Annotated in this window: 16 protein-coding genes and 1 pseudogene; 5 read left to right on the plus strand and 12 right to left on the minus strand. The window is 68.9% G+C overall.

What is annotated here, in order from left to right:
• Positions 1–302 precede the first annotated feature (302 nt).
• The 4 genes from tnpB to HS104_00020 all read right to left on the minus strand — a co-directional run bounded on the left by tnpB (position 303) and on the right by HS104_00020 (position 2711).
• Entirely contained in the window at positions 303–674 is a 372-nt protein-coding gene (gene tnpB / locus HS104_00005) for an IS66 family insertion sequence element accessory protein TnpB (protein ID MBE7478365.1), read from the minus strand.
• The gene (locus HS104_00010; GenBank protein MBE7478366.1) at positions 668–1009 is read right to left on the minus strand and encodes a hypothetical protein; all 342 of its coding nucleotides are present in this window, start codon (positions 1007–1009) and stop codon (positions 668–670) included. Before HS104_00010 ends, tnpB begins: the two co-directional genes overlap by 7 nt.
• A gap of 402 nt (positions 1010–1411) precedes the next feature.
• The gene (locus HS104_00015; GenBank protein MBE7478367.1) at positions 1412–2059 is read right to left on the minus strand and encodes a hypothetical protein; all 648 of its coding nucleotides are present in this window, start codon (positions 2057–2059) and stop codon (positions 1412–1414) included.
• A 25-nt stretch (positions 2060–2084) separates the two neighbouring features.
• On the minus strand, positions 2085–2711 hold the full coding sequence (locus HS104_00020) for a hypothetical protein (protein MBE7478368.1): 627 nt from the start codon (positions 2709–2711) through the stop codon (positions 2085–2087).
• A 438-nt stretch (positions 2712–3149) separates the two neighbouring features.
• Between HS104_00020 and HS104_00025 the strand changes: the two genes are divergently transcribed.
• Positions 3150–3506 (plus strand): hypothetical protein, encoded by a 357-nt coding sequence (locus HS104_00025; GenBank protein ID MBE7478369.1) that lies wholly within the window; start codon positions 3150–3152, stop codon positions 3504–3506.
• Between the two features lie 113 nt (positions 3507–3619).
• On the opposite strand, the gene HS104_00030 is transcribed toward HS104_00025, so the two are convergent.
• The 4 genes and pseudogenes from HS104_00030 to HS104_00045 form a co-directional block, all read right to left on the minus strand.
• Entirely contained in the window at positions 3620–3757 is a 138-nt protein-coding gene (locus HS104_00030) for a hypothetical protein (GenBank protein MBE7478370.1), read from the minus strand.
• 448 nt (positions 3758–4205) lie between these two features.
• A complete protein-coding gene (locus HS104_00035) occupies positions 4206–4589 on the minus strand; it encodes a metallophosphoesterase family protein (protein ID MBE7478371.1) in 384 nt (127 codons plus the stop codon).
• A pseudogene (locus HS104_00040) lies at positions 4558–6195 on the minus strand (excinuclease ABC subunit A). The gene HS104_00035 and the pseudogene HS104_00040 overlap by 32 nt, the downstream one beginning before the upstream one ends.
• A 60-nt stretch (positions 6196–6255) precedes the next feature.
• On the minus strand, positions 6256–8112 hold the full coding sequence (locus HS104_00045) for an IgGFc-binding protein (protein ID MBE7478372.1): 1857 nt from the start codon (positions 8110–8112) through the stop codon (positions 6256–6258).
• A gap of 62 nt (positions 8113–8174) precedes the next feature.
• On the opposite strand from HS104_00045, the gene smpB reads away from it, so the two are divergent.
• From smpB to HS104_00060, 3 genes are read left to right on the plus strand one after another with little or no spacing between them, the layout of a single operon-like run.
• A complete protein-coding gene (gene smpB / locus HS104_00050) occupies positions 8175–8660 on the plus strand; it encodes an SsrA-binding protein SmpB (GenBank protein ID MBE7478373.1) in 486 nt (161 codons plus the stop codon).
• On the plus strand, positions 8660–8911 hold the full coding sequence (locus HS104_00055) for a hypothetical protein (GenBank protein MBE7478374.1): 252 nt from the start codon (positions 8660–8662) through the stop codon (positions 8909–8911). Before smpB ends, HS104_00055 begins: the two co-directional genes overlap by 1 nt.
• 12 nt (positions 8912–8923) lie before the next feature.
• Entirely contained in the window at positions 8924–10087 is a 1164-nt protein-coding gene (locus HS104_00060) for a pyridoxal phosphate-dependent aminotransferase (protein MBE7478375.1), read from the plus strand.
• Here HS104_00060 and HS104_00065 read toward each other — a convergent pair.
• A complete protein-coding gene (locus HS104_00065; GenBank protein ID MBE7478376.1) occupies positions 10084–11145 on the minus strand; it encodes a hypothetical protein in 1062 nt (353 codons plus the stop codon). The two genes, HS104_00060 and HS104_00065, sit on opposite strands and share 4 nt — an antisense overlap.
• Before the next feature lie 177 nt (positions 11146–11322).
• Here HS104_00065 and HS104_00070 point away from each other — a divergent pair, with 177 nt between their 5' ends.
• Positions 11323–12510 carry a VWA domain-containing protein gene (locus HS104_00070; GenBank protein ID MBE7478377.1) on the plus strand — a complete coding sequence of 396 codons (1188 nt, stop codon included), beginning with the start codon at positions 11323–11325 and terminating at the stop codon, positions 12508–12510.
• A 24-nt stretch (positions 12511–12534) separates the two neighbouring features.
• Here the strand turns inward: HS104_00070 and HS104_00075 are convergent, their stop codons facing one another.
• The 3 genes from HS104_00075 to HS104_00085 all read right to left on the minus strand — a co-directional run bounded on the left by HS104_00075 (position 12535) and on the right by HS104_00085 (position 15165).
• Positions 12535–13437, minus strand: a complete 903-nt coding sequence (locus HS104_00075) for a hypothetical protein (protein MBE7478378.1) — start codon at positions 13435–13437, stop codon at positions 12535–12537.
• 64 nt (positions 13438–13501) lie between these two features.
• Complete coding sequence (locus HS104_00080; protein ID MBE7478379.1) at positions 13502–14521, minus strand: tetratricopeptide repeat protein; 1020 nt, start codon at positions 14519–14521, stop codon at positions 13502–13504.
• Positions 14518–15165, minus strand: coding sequence for a sigma-70 family RNA polymerase sigma factor (locus HS104_00085; protein ID MBE7478380.1), 648 nt, complete (start codon positions 15163–15165; stop codon positions 14518–14520). The genes HS104_00080 and HS104_00085 overlap by 4 nt, the downstream gene beginning before the upstream one ends.
• Positions 15166–15246: the final 81 nt, after the last annotated feature.

Here is a 15246-nt window from a genome sequence, read left to right on the forward strand (position 1 = left end):
CGCGGTAGTCGTTCATCAGCAACTACCCCCCCTTTGTCTCACCTCCGCGCGCAGCCTCACCTGCAACGCGGTGTTGTCGTCTCGCACCCGCACGAGCAGGTCGAGTACGAGCGCGATGAGCTCATCGGAGCGACCGGCAGCGGCGAGCTCGCTGAGCTTGACGCGAACGTCTTCGAGGTCAGCACTCTGCTTCTGCCCAGCCACGCGACATCGGTATAGCCACCACGATCACGGGCGCAAGACCATCGTGAAATTTTGATCGCACCTTTCACTACGAGGTGCGATCCGCGCCAGCCCGTGGGTCACAGAGGCGCGTGTGCCGAGTCGAGCCGGAAGCGCTTGTGGCGCTTGGCGGTCGACAGGTCGATGCCCTCGAGAATGAGCGCGAGCTCCGCCGCGTCGATCTGCACGCAAGCGCGGTCCTCGCGCAAGATGCTCGCGAGGCGGAATCGCCCCCGGGCCAAGCGCTTCGCCACGATGCACCACCCCGTACGATCCCAGAACAAAACACGCACCTGATTCGCGCGCCGATTGAAGAAACAGAACAGATGCCCGCTCGTCGGATCGAGGCGCAACACGCTGCCGACCGCGATCGAAAGGCCGTCGAAGCTCTTCCTCAGATCTGTCGGCTGCGCTGCCACGTACACGCGAACGGTCGACGGCAGCGTCAGCACCGCTCGTCCTCGCGTCGGTCGAGGACCACGAGCACGCGCTCGAGCGTGTCGCTGTCGAACCCACTGCGAACGCGCACTGCCGCGGCGGCCGTCACGATCTCGATGGCGGACTCCGCGCTGGCGACGCCAGCCGCGGGCACCAACTGCACGACTCGAACCGGCACGAGCCCGGTCTTCTTCTTGGACACCGGGCGCGCCGCTCGCTTACCCTTGGAGCGTGATCGCTGAGCCTTCGACAGCCGCCAGCGCCACCACATCAGCGTGGAGAGCGGGACGCCCACCCGAACCGCGAACTCGGGCAGCTTCGCACCGCTCCGCTCCCACTGCCGCAACACGCTCGCCCATTCCGCTGCCGACCTTCGCGCCATTGTCGGCTCCGCGACCAGGATCCGCGGAAGTCAGCCGGAAATCGACGGTGCACCTGCTCGGGCGGTTACGAAGCGGCGGCAGTCGCGGTGCGGCTCCGGCCACCCGAGCGTCTCGCTTGGTACCGAGCGTCCCTGAGCCTGGTCGCCAACTTGCTCGATCGATTTGGCCCCGAGGACTATCCCTAACGGCCCGTGGGATTTGGTGGAGGGCGCGTTCGCGGGGTACTACGCGGTGCCGTGGGTACTGGCATCTGTGGTCTCTCCCACCAATAGTTTCCACTGCGAAACTCGGACCTGGTCGGATTCGGGCAAGCACTGGTCGGATTCGACTACTTCTCGCGGAGCGCGCAGTGAGCGCGGTGCCCACGCCTACGGAGTGCAAGCCCAATCCGCGGACCGAAAAACGGCGCCTTCGATCACGATCGGGCCGGAGTCGGCGTTGGTATTGTGTCCCTCTTCCAATAGCTCTCCATACGCCTGTTTCTCGTGCTTGAACTGCGTCTTGAGAACTCGGTTACTGAGGGCCCAGGTTTGGGTCCAGCCATACGCGTAGGTGCCGCTGATTTCGTCGTCCGAGAGTTGCATGGAAACCGAGCCGTCAAGAACTTCGGCCTGGAACTGGACTGGCGCGTCCAGCACGAGCTGGAGGGCAGTGTCGCTCGTGACGATCTGGAGTTTGCCGACAACTTCCAAAGAGGAACCGCAGTACAACCCTACATCGGGGCTGCCGCCAACGCGTTGGGAGTCAAGTAAGTAGACCGGGCCTCCATCGTACGAGAGGGACATTTCGGCTTTCACTTCCCCAGGCGAAGGCGTCATGCTTCCGGCCGACCCCGGGTCGTTCCAGTTCCAGGTGCACGTCCGCTGTCCGGCCACCGGGGCGAATCTGTCCGCGCCTGAGAACCCCAAGGCGGAAGGCTCGCCGAAGGCGAGGTCGACGCGTTGCACCTCGCACTTCGGCTTTTCGTGCGTTTCAGTCGGATTGGAGCAGGCCGCAACGAGTGCGGCGTAGCCCACGAGAACGCTAGCGTGTCTCAGAGTGCTACTGGCGGACATCGCCGGTGGCGTTGGGAGCCTCCTCGGTCGCAAGCACAGGCGGTTCACTTGCCTCTCTGAGGGAATACCCCACGGTCTGGCGACGCGCAATTGAAGTGGAGGCTCCGTCGGTATGCCTGGCGGCGTAGGTGTAGATGCGGAGCGGTTCCACTACTCCTTTTTGCTGGTCAAGCGGCATGAAGTACATGATCGCTGTCGTTTCGTGCATGCGATCCGGAGGTGAGATCTTCGCATGGCGAGCCGCAATGACCTCATCAGAGACCGCCCGATGAAGCGCGGGCCCTGGTGTGGTCGGAGACTCGCCCTCCGAGGTCTTCACACTAAGCAGCGAAGGCCCGAACAGAAACACGCTCTCGACACGCCCATCGCGGCGAACCGTGATGGTCAGCCGCGTGTTGTAGAAGGGTATTCCGTTGACCAGGCGGAGAAGCACAAACTGCCGCCCGACGAGTTCCAGGGGAGGGAGGGCTTGGTCGGACCGCCCGGTTGCGGCCAGCTTCGGTGAGACACGTGCTGTGTCCAAATTGAAATCGGTGGCGTCAACGACTCCCCCCGAAACCAAGCCGTCGAGAATCTTCGCCGCGGCTGCCTTGCCCACGGTGGAGACGATCACGCGAAAGCGCGGCCCTCTGATCGCAACCGGGCTCGACTGTACCTGAGCAGTTCCATGGGGTTCCTGGTTCGGCGAAAGTGATCAAAGCGCGGCGCAAACCGACGATCGTCTCCAGACACGCCACTGGATCGCGACCAGCCGCTGACGATGAGCGGTCCACCGCCAACCAGGAGTCGCTGCTTGGATGCGTGCGCCGCAGGCCCCGTGGTTATTGAAGCGTTCTGCCGAACGATCAGGAACAAGCAGAAAGCGGCACAGTGCTGGTCAAAGGTCCACGAGCCCGAACAGGAATGCCGTAACTGGTGTTACGATGCATTTTAGAACGTAGACGTCAACATGCCGCGAAGCCATAGTAGTCCGCTGCCGAGCGCCTCGCTCATCGCATCTCGGAGACTGCGGTCGGTCCGCGGCAGGGGTTGGGTGGACGTTGCATTCTTCATGCCGGAGCGATCGAAGGAGCACAAACGTGAATGGGCGTGCCGCGTCGAAATCACCCGCGCTTCCAGGCCGGCGATCGAAATCGCCGGCCGCGGCGTTGATGCGTTGCAAGCGTTGGTGAACGCGTTCGCTGCGGCGCGCCACGCTCTCAAGGATGACCTGCGCGAACTCACCTGGCTCGGTGACCCGGGACATATCGGTATTCCAAGAATCGTTCCGGATGACGATCCGGATTTCTTGGAGTTGTTCGAGCACCTGCTACTGGCTGAACGCTGCCGCGTGTTGCTCGCTGGAAAGCGCGTGGCGCGCGAAGCCGGACGCTTGTCTCGAGGCAGGGCAAGACGGACCTCGCGTTAGGTTCGGGCGCAGTTCCCGATCTGCTGATCACCAAGCACGTGACCGGTCGGGTCACTCAACCGATCTTTCGCATTCCGCAATACCTCCTCCGACGGCACCCAGTTCAAGCTCGGTCACGACGGCAACAGCAACACGACCAGCGTGCAGATCCCCACCGGGAGCCCGTCCACCTTCCGCACGCACTCGCTGCCGCACCTCGGCACGAACCTGCTCGAGCAGTACGACCCTCCCACGGTCGGCGGCACGGGCACCGGCAGCGTGGACTACGGCTACGACCTCGATCGGCGCCTGACCCTGGTAGACTGGGCTCAGGCGAACAAGGGCTACACGCCGGTCTGGGACGCGACCACGGGCCAGCTCGACAAGACGCAAACGGAAGTTGCCCGGCTTCAAGTCTCGGTGGGCCACTTGCAGAAAGTGCGCCCGAGACACGCAACCCCGCGGGCCGCGCCCAAAAACGTGGTCGCCAACAACAGGTGCGCCCCCCACTCCAATGGCCGTCATCGCCGACGTTGCTACCGCGCTCCCAAGGAGATCAGCGGAACCCGGGTGCGGGCACGTCGGTGGTTTGAAGCTACCCGCTTCAGCGCGCTCGCGAGCTGCCCTGCTATTGGGCACCCGTGGGCGGAGGCGCAAGCGCGGTGTGCTTCGGCCCATGCGACGTCAGCGGAGCCCGGACCCGACTTCGTCTGCCTGCGACTAACTCCGCCACGCCCTCACGATCTCGACCGGCTTCCCCGTCTGCGCCCTGATCACCGTCCAGCGCCTCGCCGGCAGCTCGAGCACGGCGAACGTGCCCGGAGTCGGGAGTTCGCGCTCCCAGCTGTCGGCCGGGTCGCGGAGCAGAGCACCCGGGTTGAGCACGAGCTTGTCGCCGAGGCGGAGCGCCATCGCGCGGTGCGTGTGGCCGACGACGAGAATGTCGGCCTCCGCCGCCTTCAGCACCTCGTCCACCTCGGCCGCGGTCGCGTCGGGCATGACGCCGTTCATGTCGCTGCCTGGCCTGGCGTGGTGCGCGGCGACGCGCACGCCCTCGATCGTGGCCGACCAGGCCGGCACCGGGGCCCAGCTCGACCACGCGATCGGCCGCGCGGATCAGCGCCGGGTCGTGCTCGACCACCAGCACCGTGTTGTGGCGCAGCGCCAGCTCGCGGAAGATGCTGGTCAGGCTCTCGACGTCGCTCGGGTGCAGGCCCACGGTGGGCTCGTCGAGCACGAACAACGCGTTGTGGAGCGAGGTACCCAGCGCGGCGGTCAGCGTGACGCGCTGGGCTTCGCCGCCGGACAGGGTGCGCGCCTGGCGATCGAAGGTCAGGTAGCCGAGCCCCACTCGCTCCAGGTACCCGAGCCGGCTCTCGAGCTCGCGCCGCGCGAGCTCGCCTTGCCCGGTGTGCGTCTCGAGCTCCGCCAGGATCTGCCGCGCCTGCCGGATCTCCATGGCGTGGAGCTCCGCGATGTCGCGCCCCCCCACGTGGTAGGCGAGCGCGGTGTCGCTCAGGCGCCGCCCGCTGCAGCGGCGGCACACGTCGTAGGAGCGGTAGCGGGAGAGCAGCACGCGCACGTGCATCTTGTAGGTGCGCGTCTCGAGCCAGCGGAACCAGCCGAGCACGCCGGGGAAATACCCATCGTCCCAGCTACCGTCGCCCCCGATGACGAGCTGGCGTTGCTCGGCGGCGAGCTCACCCCAGGGCACGTCCAGGGGAATGCCGTGTCGCCGGCACAGCTTCGCGAGCTCGGAGCGTTCCCAGGTGGTGGACTTGCCGGCCCAGGGGCGGATGGCGCGCTGCTTCAGCGTGCGGCGCGGATCGGGGATCACCTTGTCCAGATCGATGCCGATGGTGCGGCCGAAGCCGCGGCACTCCGCGCAGGCGCCGATGGGGGATTCGTAAGAGAACAGCCCGGGCCGCGCCGGCTCGAGCGGTCGCGCGCACTCGGGACAGCTGAGCCTACGACGCAGCGTACGCCGTTCTTCGTCCGCGAACAGGCGCGCCACGCCGTCGCCGCGCCGCCAGGCCTCTTCGAGCGCCGACGCCACGCGCTTCTCGTCGCGCGGCGAGAGCACGACGCGATCGACGACGACGTCCACCCAGCCGCCGGCGCCCATCACGCTCGAAGGCTTCACGCGATCGAGATCCTCGGCTTGGCCCGCCACCACCAGGCGCCGGTAACCCTCTCGGGCGAGCGTGTCGCGCACCTCCAGGTAGCCCTCGACGCCGCCGTGGACGCGGACCGGATAGGTCAGGAGCGCGCGCCGCCCCGCGAGCTCACCGAGCACGCCGCGGGCTGCCGACTCGGCGTCGAGCGCCCGCGCGGGCAAGCGGTGCTCCGGACAGATGGGCTCAGCTTCACGCACGAACAGCGCCGCCAGGTAGGGCTCCAGATCCGCCATGGTGGCGACGGTGGAGCGCGAGCTCTTGACCGGCGCGCGGCGGTCGACCGCGATGCCGGCGGGGACCGGCTCCAGCGAGTCGATGGGCGGGCGCTCCAGGCGCTCCAGGAACTGGCGCGCGTAGGGGCTGAAGCTCTCGACGAAGCGCCGCTGTCCCTCGGCGTAGAGCGTGTCCATCGCCAGGCTGCTCTTGCCGGCCCCCGACACTCCGGTCAGCACCACGACCTGGCCGGGCTCGAGGTCCAGATCGACGCCGGCCAAGTTGTGCGTGCGCGCGCCGCGGAGCTTCGTCTCGAGCATCGGGCCCGGAGGTCTAAGGCGAGTGGGGTGCGGGCGCCAGCGGCCGCAGCGTAATGTGCCTCACTTCGGGATCGGCGGCACGTACACCGTGTTGATGGGCGCCACGCTCTCGCCGGCCGGGTACGCGTAGCTGACGTCGCAGGAGTTGTCCGGCTCGTTCGTGTTGCAGGGATCCGGCTTGCCCGGGCGCGTCTCCGGCGAGCCCCAGCCCCAGACCCAGAGCCCGAAGCTCTCCGCCGAGGTCATCTCGTGCCGGCCGTTGTCGCAGTTTCCCTGCGGCTCGAAGTTGTGCCGCGACAGATCGACGCGCGTGTACTCGTAGCTGTCGCCCTTGCCCACCGCTTGCCAGCCGCCGAGCACTCCGGCGCAGCCGAGCGTGACGTCGGCGAACCCCGTCTTGCCCTTCCGCCGCACTACGACCAGGTTCGTCTCCGGATAGGTCGGGTCCGTGAAGAACACGTAGCGCTTCATGTACTGAAGGCCGGGCACGATGCGCACGAAGTCGGGGTCGCCGTAGCCCGCCGGACCGCCCTGGTTCGCGATCTGGCCCGAGCCGGACATGTAGGTGAAGACCATGAAGGGGTGATCGGCGTCCTGGCTCTTCACCACGAAGGGCAAATCGGTCTCCAACTCGACCACGCTACCGAGCTCGAGGCTCGCCGGAGCGTTCGGCAGCAGAGGATCGAAGCTGAGCTTCGTCCCGTCCACGGCGCCTACGAGCCGGTGCTTGCGCTTCTCCTCGTAGCCCGGCACGCGGTCGCGGTAGCTCACTACCGCGTATTCGCTACCGAGGGCGCGCACCGGGGGGATCTGCTGCTCCGCGTGATCGCTCCAGTCGACGTCGTTCGGGATGCGCAGGCCCAGGTGCCCGGCGAACACGCCGATGGGTTTGTCCGACTCGATGGGGCTGCCGGTGAAGTCCTCGGCCTGGATGATCTCGATGGTCTGACCCGCGTCCAGGGTGTAGGTCGCGACGCTGTTGGCCGGTGAGCCCTTGACGTCGTAGCCGTCCTTGATGGCGTGCTTCGGCAGGATCTTGACCGTGGTCGCGTCGCTCTTCGCCACCAGGGCGAGCGAGGGTGGGATGGGCAACCCCTGGTAGTCTCCGGCGGTCCAGGCCTCGACCGCGATGTAGTTCGTGTCCCAGGCGCTGGTGGGCAGGAGCAAGGTCGCGCCGGTCGTCGCCGCGTAAGCCGCCCGGTAGGGCAACATCTGGTAGGCGACCACGGGTCGATCGGTGGTGATGTGGAACGCCTTGCCGCGACCGGTGCTCAGGTTCACCCCCCAGTGCACGTGGGCGTCGAGCCCGATGGCCGCCGGCACCGGGCACGCGGCCGGCGGCTTCCAGCTCCCGTGCCACACCGGGTCGTTGGCCAGGAACAAAATCGCGACCTCACCGGGCGGGATGCCGACGGCGGGGTCGTAGGGCGCGTAGCTGATGGACGGGCCCGTGCCCTTGGGGAGCTTGGCGTGCTGCGCCATGCTGATGGCGGTGCCGCCCCAGCTCGCCTGCACGCGCGCCGCTTCCTTGAAGGTGTTGGCGATGAACGCGACGAAGCAGCCGCCGAAGCCGGCCTCCATCGCGTTGAGCGTGACGGCGTAGTAGTCGCAGCCCACCGTGGAGCGATTCACGGTCGCCGCGTCACACGGCGCCATGCAGGTGCCGGCGCCGCACAGGAGCGAGCCCGGGCAGGTCTCCTTCACGTTGCCGTCGCAGTCGAGCACCTGCGTGAAGTCGTCCGAGCACGGCTTGCAGCCGGATGCGCCACCCCCGCCGTCGATCACCAGCGAGCCTCCGCTGCCGCCGAGCCCTCCGCTGCCGCCCCCTGCGGCGCCGCTACCGCGCGCGACGACGTCGGTCTCGGTGCAGGCCAGCGCCAGCACCCAGGCAACACCGCCCCACGCGATCCAGCGCATCGCGATGATGGTGCCAGAACCTGTTGCGCTTTGTCGCGCGAGCGTCCAATTTGGCGCGCTCGATGGCCAAGGGCGGCTCGGACAAGAAGGACCTCGGCGGCGACCGGCTGGTCAGCAAGAACCGCCGGGCGTTCTTCGACTACGAGGTGTCCGACACGCTGGAGGCGGGCCTGGTGCTGATCGGCAGCGAGGTGCGCGCCCTCCGCGTGCAGGGCTGCGACCTGAGCGACGCCTGGGTGGACATCCAACGCGACGAGGCCTGGGTCAAGGGCATGCGCGTGCCCGTCTTGCCCCACGCCGCCTTCGGCCACGAAGAGAAGCGGCAGCGCAAGCTCTTGCTCCACCGCGAGCAGATCGAGCACCTGCGCGGCGCCAGCGAGCGCGAGGGCATGACCCTGATCGTGACCAAGTGCTACTTCAAGAACAACCACGCCAAGCTCGAGATCGCGCTGGCGCGCGGCAAGAAGAGGCACGACAAGCGGCAGAGCATCCGCGAGCGAGACGCTTCGCGCGAGGCGGAAGCCGCCATGCGCCGGGGCCGCCGCTGATGCTCTTCACGTGGGCCGGTGGGGGCAGCGCGCGCCTCCTGACGACGAACGGCGACCTCGTCACGCTGCTCTCCAGCTCGGCCTGGCCGCCGGGCACGCCCCTGGAAGGCGACTTCGAGGGCTCCACCTACCGAGTCAAGGTGCGCTCGTGCAAGAGGAGCGGGGAGGATCCGGAGCTGGCCTTCCGCATCGAAGGCCGCTTCCAGAACCTGACGCGCGAGCAGCGCGAGCGTGTGCTCCGGGTGAGCTAAGCTCGCCGGCGCATGCCCCGCCCGCCCCAGACCTCCGCCGCGACCTCCAGCCTGTCCGATCGCGTGTACGGCGCGCTGCTCGACGAAGCCAAGCGCCGTCCCGGCCCGGTGCACCTGCTCAACGTCGGCGACACCTACCTGGAGCCGCTGCCCGCTGCGCGCGCGGAGGCCCAGCTCGCGGCGGAGCACCCGCGCCTGCACAACTACGCCCCGGTTCAGGGCGAGCCCGCGCTGCTCGACGCCATCCAGGAGCGCGTGGAGCGCGTGCACGGCGTGGCTCTCGAGCGCCCGAACCTGCAGGTGATGTCCGGCGCCACAGGCGGGTTCACCGTGGTGGCGACGGCGCTGCTCGAGCCCGGCGACGAGGTGCTGCTGCTCTCGCCGTTCTGGCCCCTGATCCGCGGCATCGTCGAGTCGCGCTCGGCGCGGGCCGTGGAGCTCCCGTTCTACACGCGGCTCGGCGAGCCAGGCTTCGACGCGGAGGCACTGCTCGAGTCCGCCATCACGCCGCGCACGGTGGCCGTCTACGTGAACACCCCCAACAACCCCACCGGTCGCGTGCTCGCACCGGAGGTCGCCGACGCCATCGCTCGAGTGGTGACCCGCAGGAACCTCTGGCTCTGGTGCGACGAGGCCTACGAGGAGCTGTGGTACGGCGCCACGCGCCCGAAGGCGCTGTGGGCGCGAGACGACCTCGGCGAGCGCGCGATCGCTTGCCACACGCTCTCCAAGAGCCACGCGCTCGCCGGCGCTCGCATCGGCTACACCCACGGCCCCGCCAGCGTGATGCCCGCCATCCGCGGCGCGCAGACCTTCTTGACGTACTGCGCGCCGCGCCCGCTGCAGTTCGGGGGGGCGCGCGCCCTGGCCGAGGGCGACGCTTGGGTCGAGAGCACGCGCCGCCTGTATGCCGAGACCGGACGCCGCGCCGCGAGCGCGCTCGGGCTGCCGCCGCCCGAAGGCGGCACGTTCTTCTTCTTCGACGCGAGCCGCTACTTCCGCGCCGGCGAGGACATCCAGGCGTTCCTGCGGCGCTGCCTGGACGCGGGCGTCCTGCTCACGCCCGGCGCCGCTTCGGGCAAGGACTACGAGAGCTGGGCGCGCCTGTGCTTCACCGCGATTCCGCCCGCGGAGCTCGAAGACGCGCTCGGTCGGCTCGCGCCGCTCCTGGGCTAGAGCAACCCGTCCAGAATGGTCGCGTTCTTCCGGATGCTCACGGTCGCGGCGTCCTGGTCGGGCGCACCGAGCTCGGTGGGCTCGCCGAGCCACTGCTCCACCGGCGTGCGCGCGAGCACTCCGTCGAGGTTGTACACGTTCAAGAGAGCGCGCGGGATCCCTGCCGCTGCCGCCGCCGCGAGATCCGCCGCGAGCTCGGAGCCGCTCGCGTAGGTGCTGGCGGGGGTCACTCCCTCACCCACCATCCCGACGTCCAGCCCGGCCTTGTCGCCGAACAGCTTCCTGGCGTCCTTGCCGTACGAGTGGACGAAGTAGGCGGTGGGGGGGGTGTCGCCGCCCAGCATGTCGCCGAACAGGGTACGGTACGCCTGGAACGTGACGACGTCCCACCCGATGCCTTCTACCGGGATGCCCAGCGCCTGCCGCAGCCCGTCGTCGCCGTCGGCGTAGTCGTCGAGCACCTGCGGCAACGTGGTCAGGTGAACCCTCCAGCCTCGGCTCTGCGCCTCCTCGACCAGCGTTGCATACTGCTCGGTCGCGCTGGCGTAGCGCGCCGGATCGACGCCCGACTTCATCAGCTCGACCACCCCGAGCACGTCGTCCTTCTTCCAGAGCGCGTCGAGCTGATCGACGCGGTCCTTGCTCATCTCCATGTCCACGACGAAGGTCGTGGGCGCGAGCCCGTTCTTCTCCCAGACGTCCATCAAGCTCCGGGCGGCTGACGCGAACACCGGCGCGTTGGTGCTGCCTGGCCAGTAGCCGTCCGCTTCGCTCAGGAGGAGCCAGGGTCGGATCTCGACACCCGCGGCGCTCGCGCGCTTCACCAGCGTGGTCAGCGCCGGGTCGGACAGCTGCGCGACGGGCCAGGCCAGGTTGACCGCCACCTGGTGGCGCCCGAGCAACGGGAACGCGGCCTCGATCTGCTCCGGCGGCAGGAACTCCGCCCAGGCGGAGGCGAAGGCCGCCTCCCGCGCCGGCTCCGGGGAGCGACCGTCCTCCCCGGAACAGCCCCCGCAAAGCCCCACCAAGAGTCCCAACTTCAGTAGTCCGAGCTTCATCTGGCCCTCCTCAGGAAATTCGGCCCGCGGGCCGGTCTCTAATCCCACGTCCCGACAGAGTCGTCAAGCGACGCAGAAATCCCGTGCATTCGGTGAGGGCCGCCTGCACCCTTGACTCAGGCTGGGGAAACCCTCAAGGTTCGGCCAGCGGGCCGGTCGTCCGGGGAGGCAGAGGGAATGGCGAAGTCGAGGGCAGTGGGATGTCTGTTGGTGCTCGCAGGAATTGCCGGCGCGTGCAGCGCCAGCAGCGGCGGCGACGACTCGTCGGGCGGCGGCGGCGGACAAGCCGGTAACGGCGCGACCGGCGGCGGAGGAGGAATTTCCATCGGCGGTAGCTCCGGCAGCGGCGGTGGTCTCAACATCGACTCGGGTCAAGGCGGCAGCGGCGGCGGCGGAGGCTTCGCCGGGGATGCCTGCGCGACCACCGGGAGCAAGGCGGCCGATCCGACCACGGCGCCCGCGGACATCATCTGGGCCGTCGATCAGTCCGGCAGCATGAACCAGGAGACCGCGTACGTTCAGAGCAAGATCAATGATTTTGCCAAGGCCATCGGCAACAGCAACATCGACTACCACGTGGTGATGATCGCCTCGACGAGCGGCGGCAACTCCATCTGCGTACCAGCGCCGCTCTCGAACGGGAGCTGTGGCGATGGCCCGCGCTTCCGCCTGGTCAACGTTGGAGTGGACAGCAACGACGCGCTCAACAAGATCATCGACCACTACGCCAAGTACTCCGACTTCTTGCGCCTGAGCGCGACCAAGCACTTCGTCGTGGTCACGGACGACAACGCGACGGACTCGCCGATGAACTCGGCCGCGGCGTTCACCAACAAGCTCGCCACGCTCCAGCCGACCGGCATGTTCGCCAAGTGGATCTTCCACTCGATCTACGCCTTCGGCACCATCCCCTTCGTGGGCTGCATCGGCGCCTTCGGCACGGGAGCCGCCTTCGGCAAGGTCTACGAAGACCTCGTCAAGCAGACCGGCGGCGCGCAAGGCGAGATCTGCCTGGGCGACTGGACGCCGGTGTTCAACGCCATCACCACCGCCGTGATCATCAACTCCAAGGTCTCCTGCGAGTACGAGATCCCGCAGCCCGGCGCCGGCCAGACGCTCGACCCGAACAAGGTCAACGTCGACTACCTGCCCGGCGGGCAGCCGCCTGCGAACCCGATCCCGCGCGTCAACGATCTGGCCGGCTGCTCCTCGGGACCGAGCCTGGGCGGCTGGTACTTCGACAACAACGCGGCCCCGTCCAAGATCCTGCTCTGCCCGCAGACCTGCGCCGCGGTGCAGTCCGACCCGGCGGCGAAGATCGACGTGAAGTTCGGCTGCGAGAGCGTGTTCAAGCCGCCAGCTTGAGCCGGGCTCGAAAGCAGCGACACTCTACAGCCGCCCCCAAGGGTCGAGCGTGAGGCCCAGCGTCACGCCGAGCCACGCGCCTCCGAGCCGGTGGCGCTCGCCCGCGGCGTCGTGCACCGGCATCCGCCGCAGCACGGCTCCGAGCTCCGGCCCGACGCTGAGCCGAGTGTGCTTGCCGAGGTGTGGCTCGAAGCGCACGCGGCCGACCGCGCGCGCCGACCAGGTGTCGTGGCCTCCAGGCTCGCCGTCCACCGCCGAGACGCCGGCGAAGTGAACGGCCGCTGCGCTGGCGGACAGGCCGACCGCGAGGTCCAGCCCTTGGCCCAGCGCGAAGGCGTGCTCGGGAGCGACGCCGAGCTCGAGCCAGCGCACGCTGGGTGAGCCGCCCAGCTCGGGAGCGCCGCCGAACAGCCAGCTCGCGCCCAGCGCCATTCGGCTGCCACCCCTCACGCGGGCCTCCATCGCGAGGCCCGGCCCGGCGAGCCAGAGCTGCCCAGGGCCGACGGCGGCCGCCGAGATGCGCGGCTCGAACAGCACCGCGGGCCAGCGCAGGAGCTCGGCGATGCGCGCTTGCTCGCGCTCCCGCGCCGCCTTCTCCGCTTCGAAGGCCTTGGCCTCGAGCAGACGGCGTTGCTTGAGATCCCGCACCAACGCGGCGGCGGCCAGCGCGATGCGCCGCGCGAGGAGCTCCTTCACGTCACGCGAGTCGAGGCGGCGGGCGCCGTAGAAGCCACCCTTGTCCCAGAGCTCGATGCGCAGCGTGTCCGGCGACGTCGCGAGCACGCGGAAGTAGACGGTGGGGCGCCGCTCGCTGTCGTCGCCCGCTCGGGGCGGCACGTCCGCGTCGGAGAGCTCGATCTCGACCAGGCGGCGCGTCAGGCGCGAGTCGACGTAGCGCTCTGCCTTCGCGCTGATCTCGACGATCACGCGCGGGCGGACATCGGCCCCGGCGCCCCCCGAGACCAGCAGCAGAAGAAGACCGAGGAGGGCGCTACTTGCCCGGCTTCGCCTTGGGCTGCGCTTCGTCGTCGATCTCGTCGAACGGCGTATCGTCCTCGCCAGCGGCGGCATCCGCTGCGACGGCGCCCGCGTCTTCTCCGGCGAGCTTGCCGATCCGCGCACGGATCTCGCCGAGGCGGCGACCGTTGGGGAATTCCTTCGCATACTGCTCGGCGAGCTGCTTGGCTTGATCGACGTTGCCCTGGGCGATGGCGGCGTCGAGCTGACGGACCAAGGCATCTTCCGCGAAGTCACCCTTCGGAGACAAGGAGCGATACGCCGCGAGGGCCTTGGCGGCGCCCGCGCGGTCCCCGGCCTTTTCCAGCATGTCGGCCAGCGTGTACGCGGCGAGGGGCGCGCGCGGATCGCCCGAGTGCTTCTCGACCACCGCGCGCAGCGCCTGCACGGCAGCGGCGCGTTGACCGTTCGCGCGAGCGACGTCCACGAGGCTCATGAGCTGAGCCGCGCTCTGCGCCTTGCCCAAGACGACGGCGAAGCCCCCCTGACCCTCGACGGCCTTCCAGGCCGCCGGGTAGTCGTCGCGATCCGCCAGGACCTGCCACTCCGGCGCCGCCACTACCGGAGGCAAGCTCGCCGTGGGCGGAGTCGGTTGCTCCCCGGACGGCACCGAAGGCTCGCCGGGCTCGAGCAACACGCCCGGCGGCGCCACCGGCTTCTTGTCCTTTTCCTGCTGGGGCTCGTCGAGCTTGTCGGGCTCCTGCGCTACCGGCGCCTGACCGGGCCGCAGCGCCTCGTCGCCGACCGCCGGCGGCTCCGCCTGGAGCGGAGCCGCGACCGGCGCCGGACGGAACCAGCGCGCGCCGACGAACACGCCGGACCCGAACACGATGACCAGGGCCGCCGGGGCCCAGAGCCAGGCCTGACGGACGCGCGGGCGCGCGGAGTCGAGCTCGCCTTCGAGGCGCTGCCAGCCGCGCTCCAGACGTTCGTCGGTGCCGTGATCGCGGAGAGCGGACGACGGAACCTCGGGGAGATGCTTGTTGGTGTTCATGTCGATTCCTCCGCGAACGGAGGGACGAAGTGTGCGGTGAGGAAGGCTTGCGCCCGGGAGATGCGCCGCTTGACGGTGGCCAGCGAGCAACCGACGAGCTCCGCCACGACCTCGAGCCGGTGCCGCTCGATGTAGCGAAGCGTCCAGGCGATGCGCTCGTCCGAAGGAATGGTGCGGAGCAGAGCGTAGATCTGAGCGAGCTGGGCTCGGACCTCCGGGCTCGCGTCGGTCGCAGCGATGGCGTCGAGATCCACCGGCTCCACCGACGCCATGCCGAGCGCCGCGAGCAGGCGTCGCCGGCGCATGCGCGAACGAACCAGGCGCACGACGATGGAGCCCAACCAGGGGCGGAACAGCGCCGGCTCGCGCAGCTCGGTCAGCCGCTGGTGCGCGCGCAGGTAGGCGTCGTGGACGACGTCCTCGACGTCCACCGCGTTGCCTTGTATGCGCACCGCGACGTTGAGGGCGAACGACGCATGGCGTCGGTACAAGGTCTCGAAGGCAGTCAGGTGGCCTTCCCGCGCAAGCGACACCAGCTGCGCGTCATCCAGCTCGGAGCTCGGCGCGGGCTCGCGCCGGGGCTTCTTGCTCGCCGCGTCCGTCCCACCGACGAGGCGGAGCCGCGCGTTGTGCTGGGTGGCCATCCAGGTGGATCTCCGTACAGATCATGACGCAGCGCCAGGCGTTTTCGGCTCACGTCGTCCTGGACTGGCAAGAACACCGGG

Source organism: Polyangiaceae bacterium, assembly GCA_015075635.1.
GTDB lineage: Bacteria > Myxococcota_A > Polyangia > Polyangiales > Polyangiaceae > JADJKB01.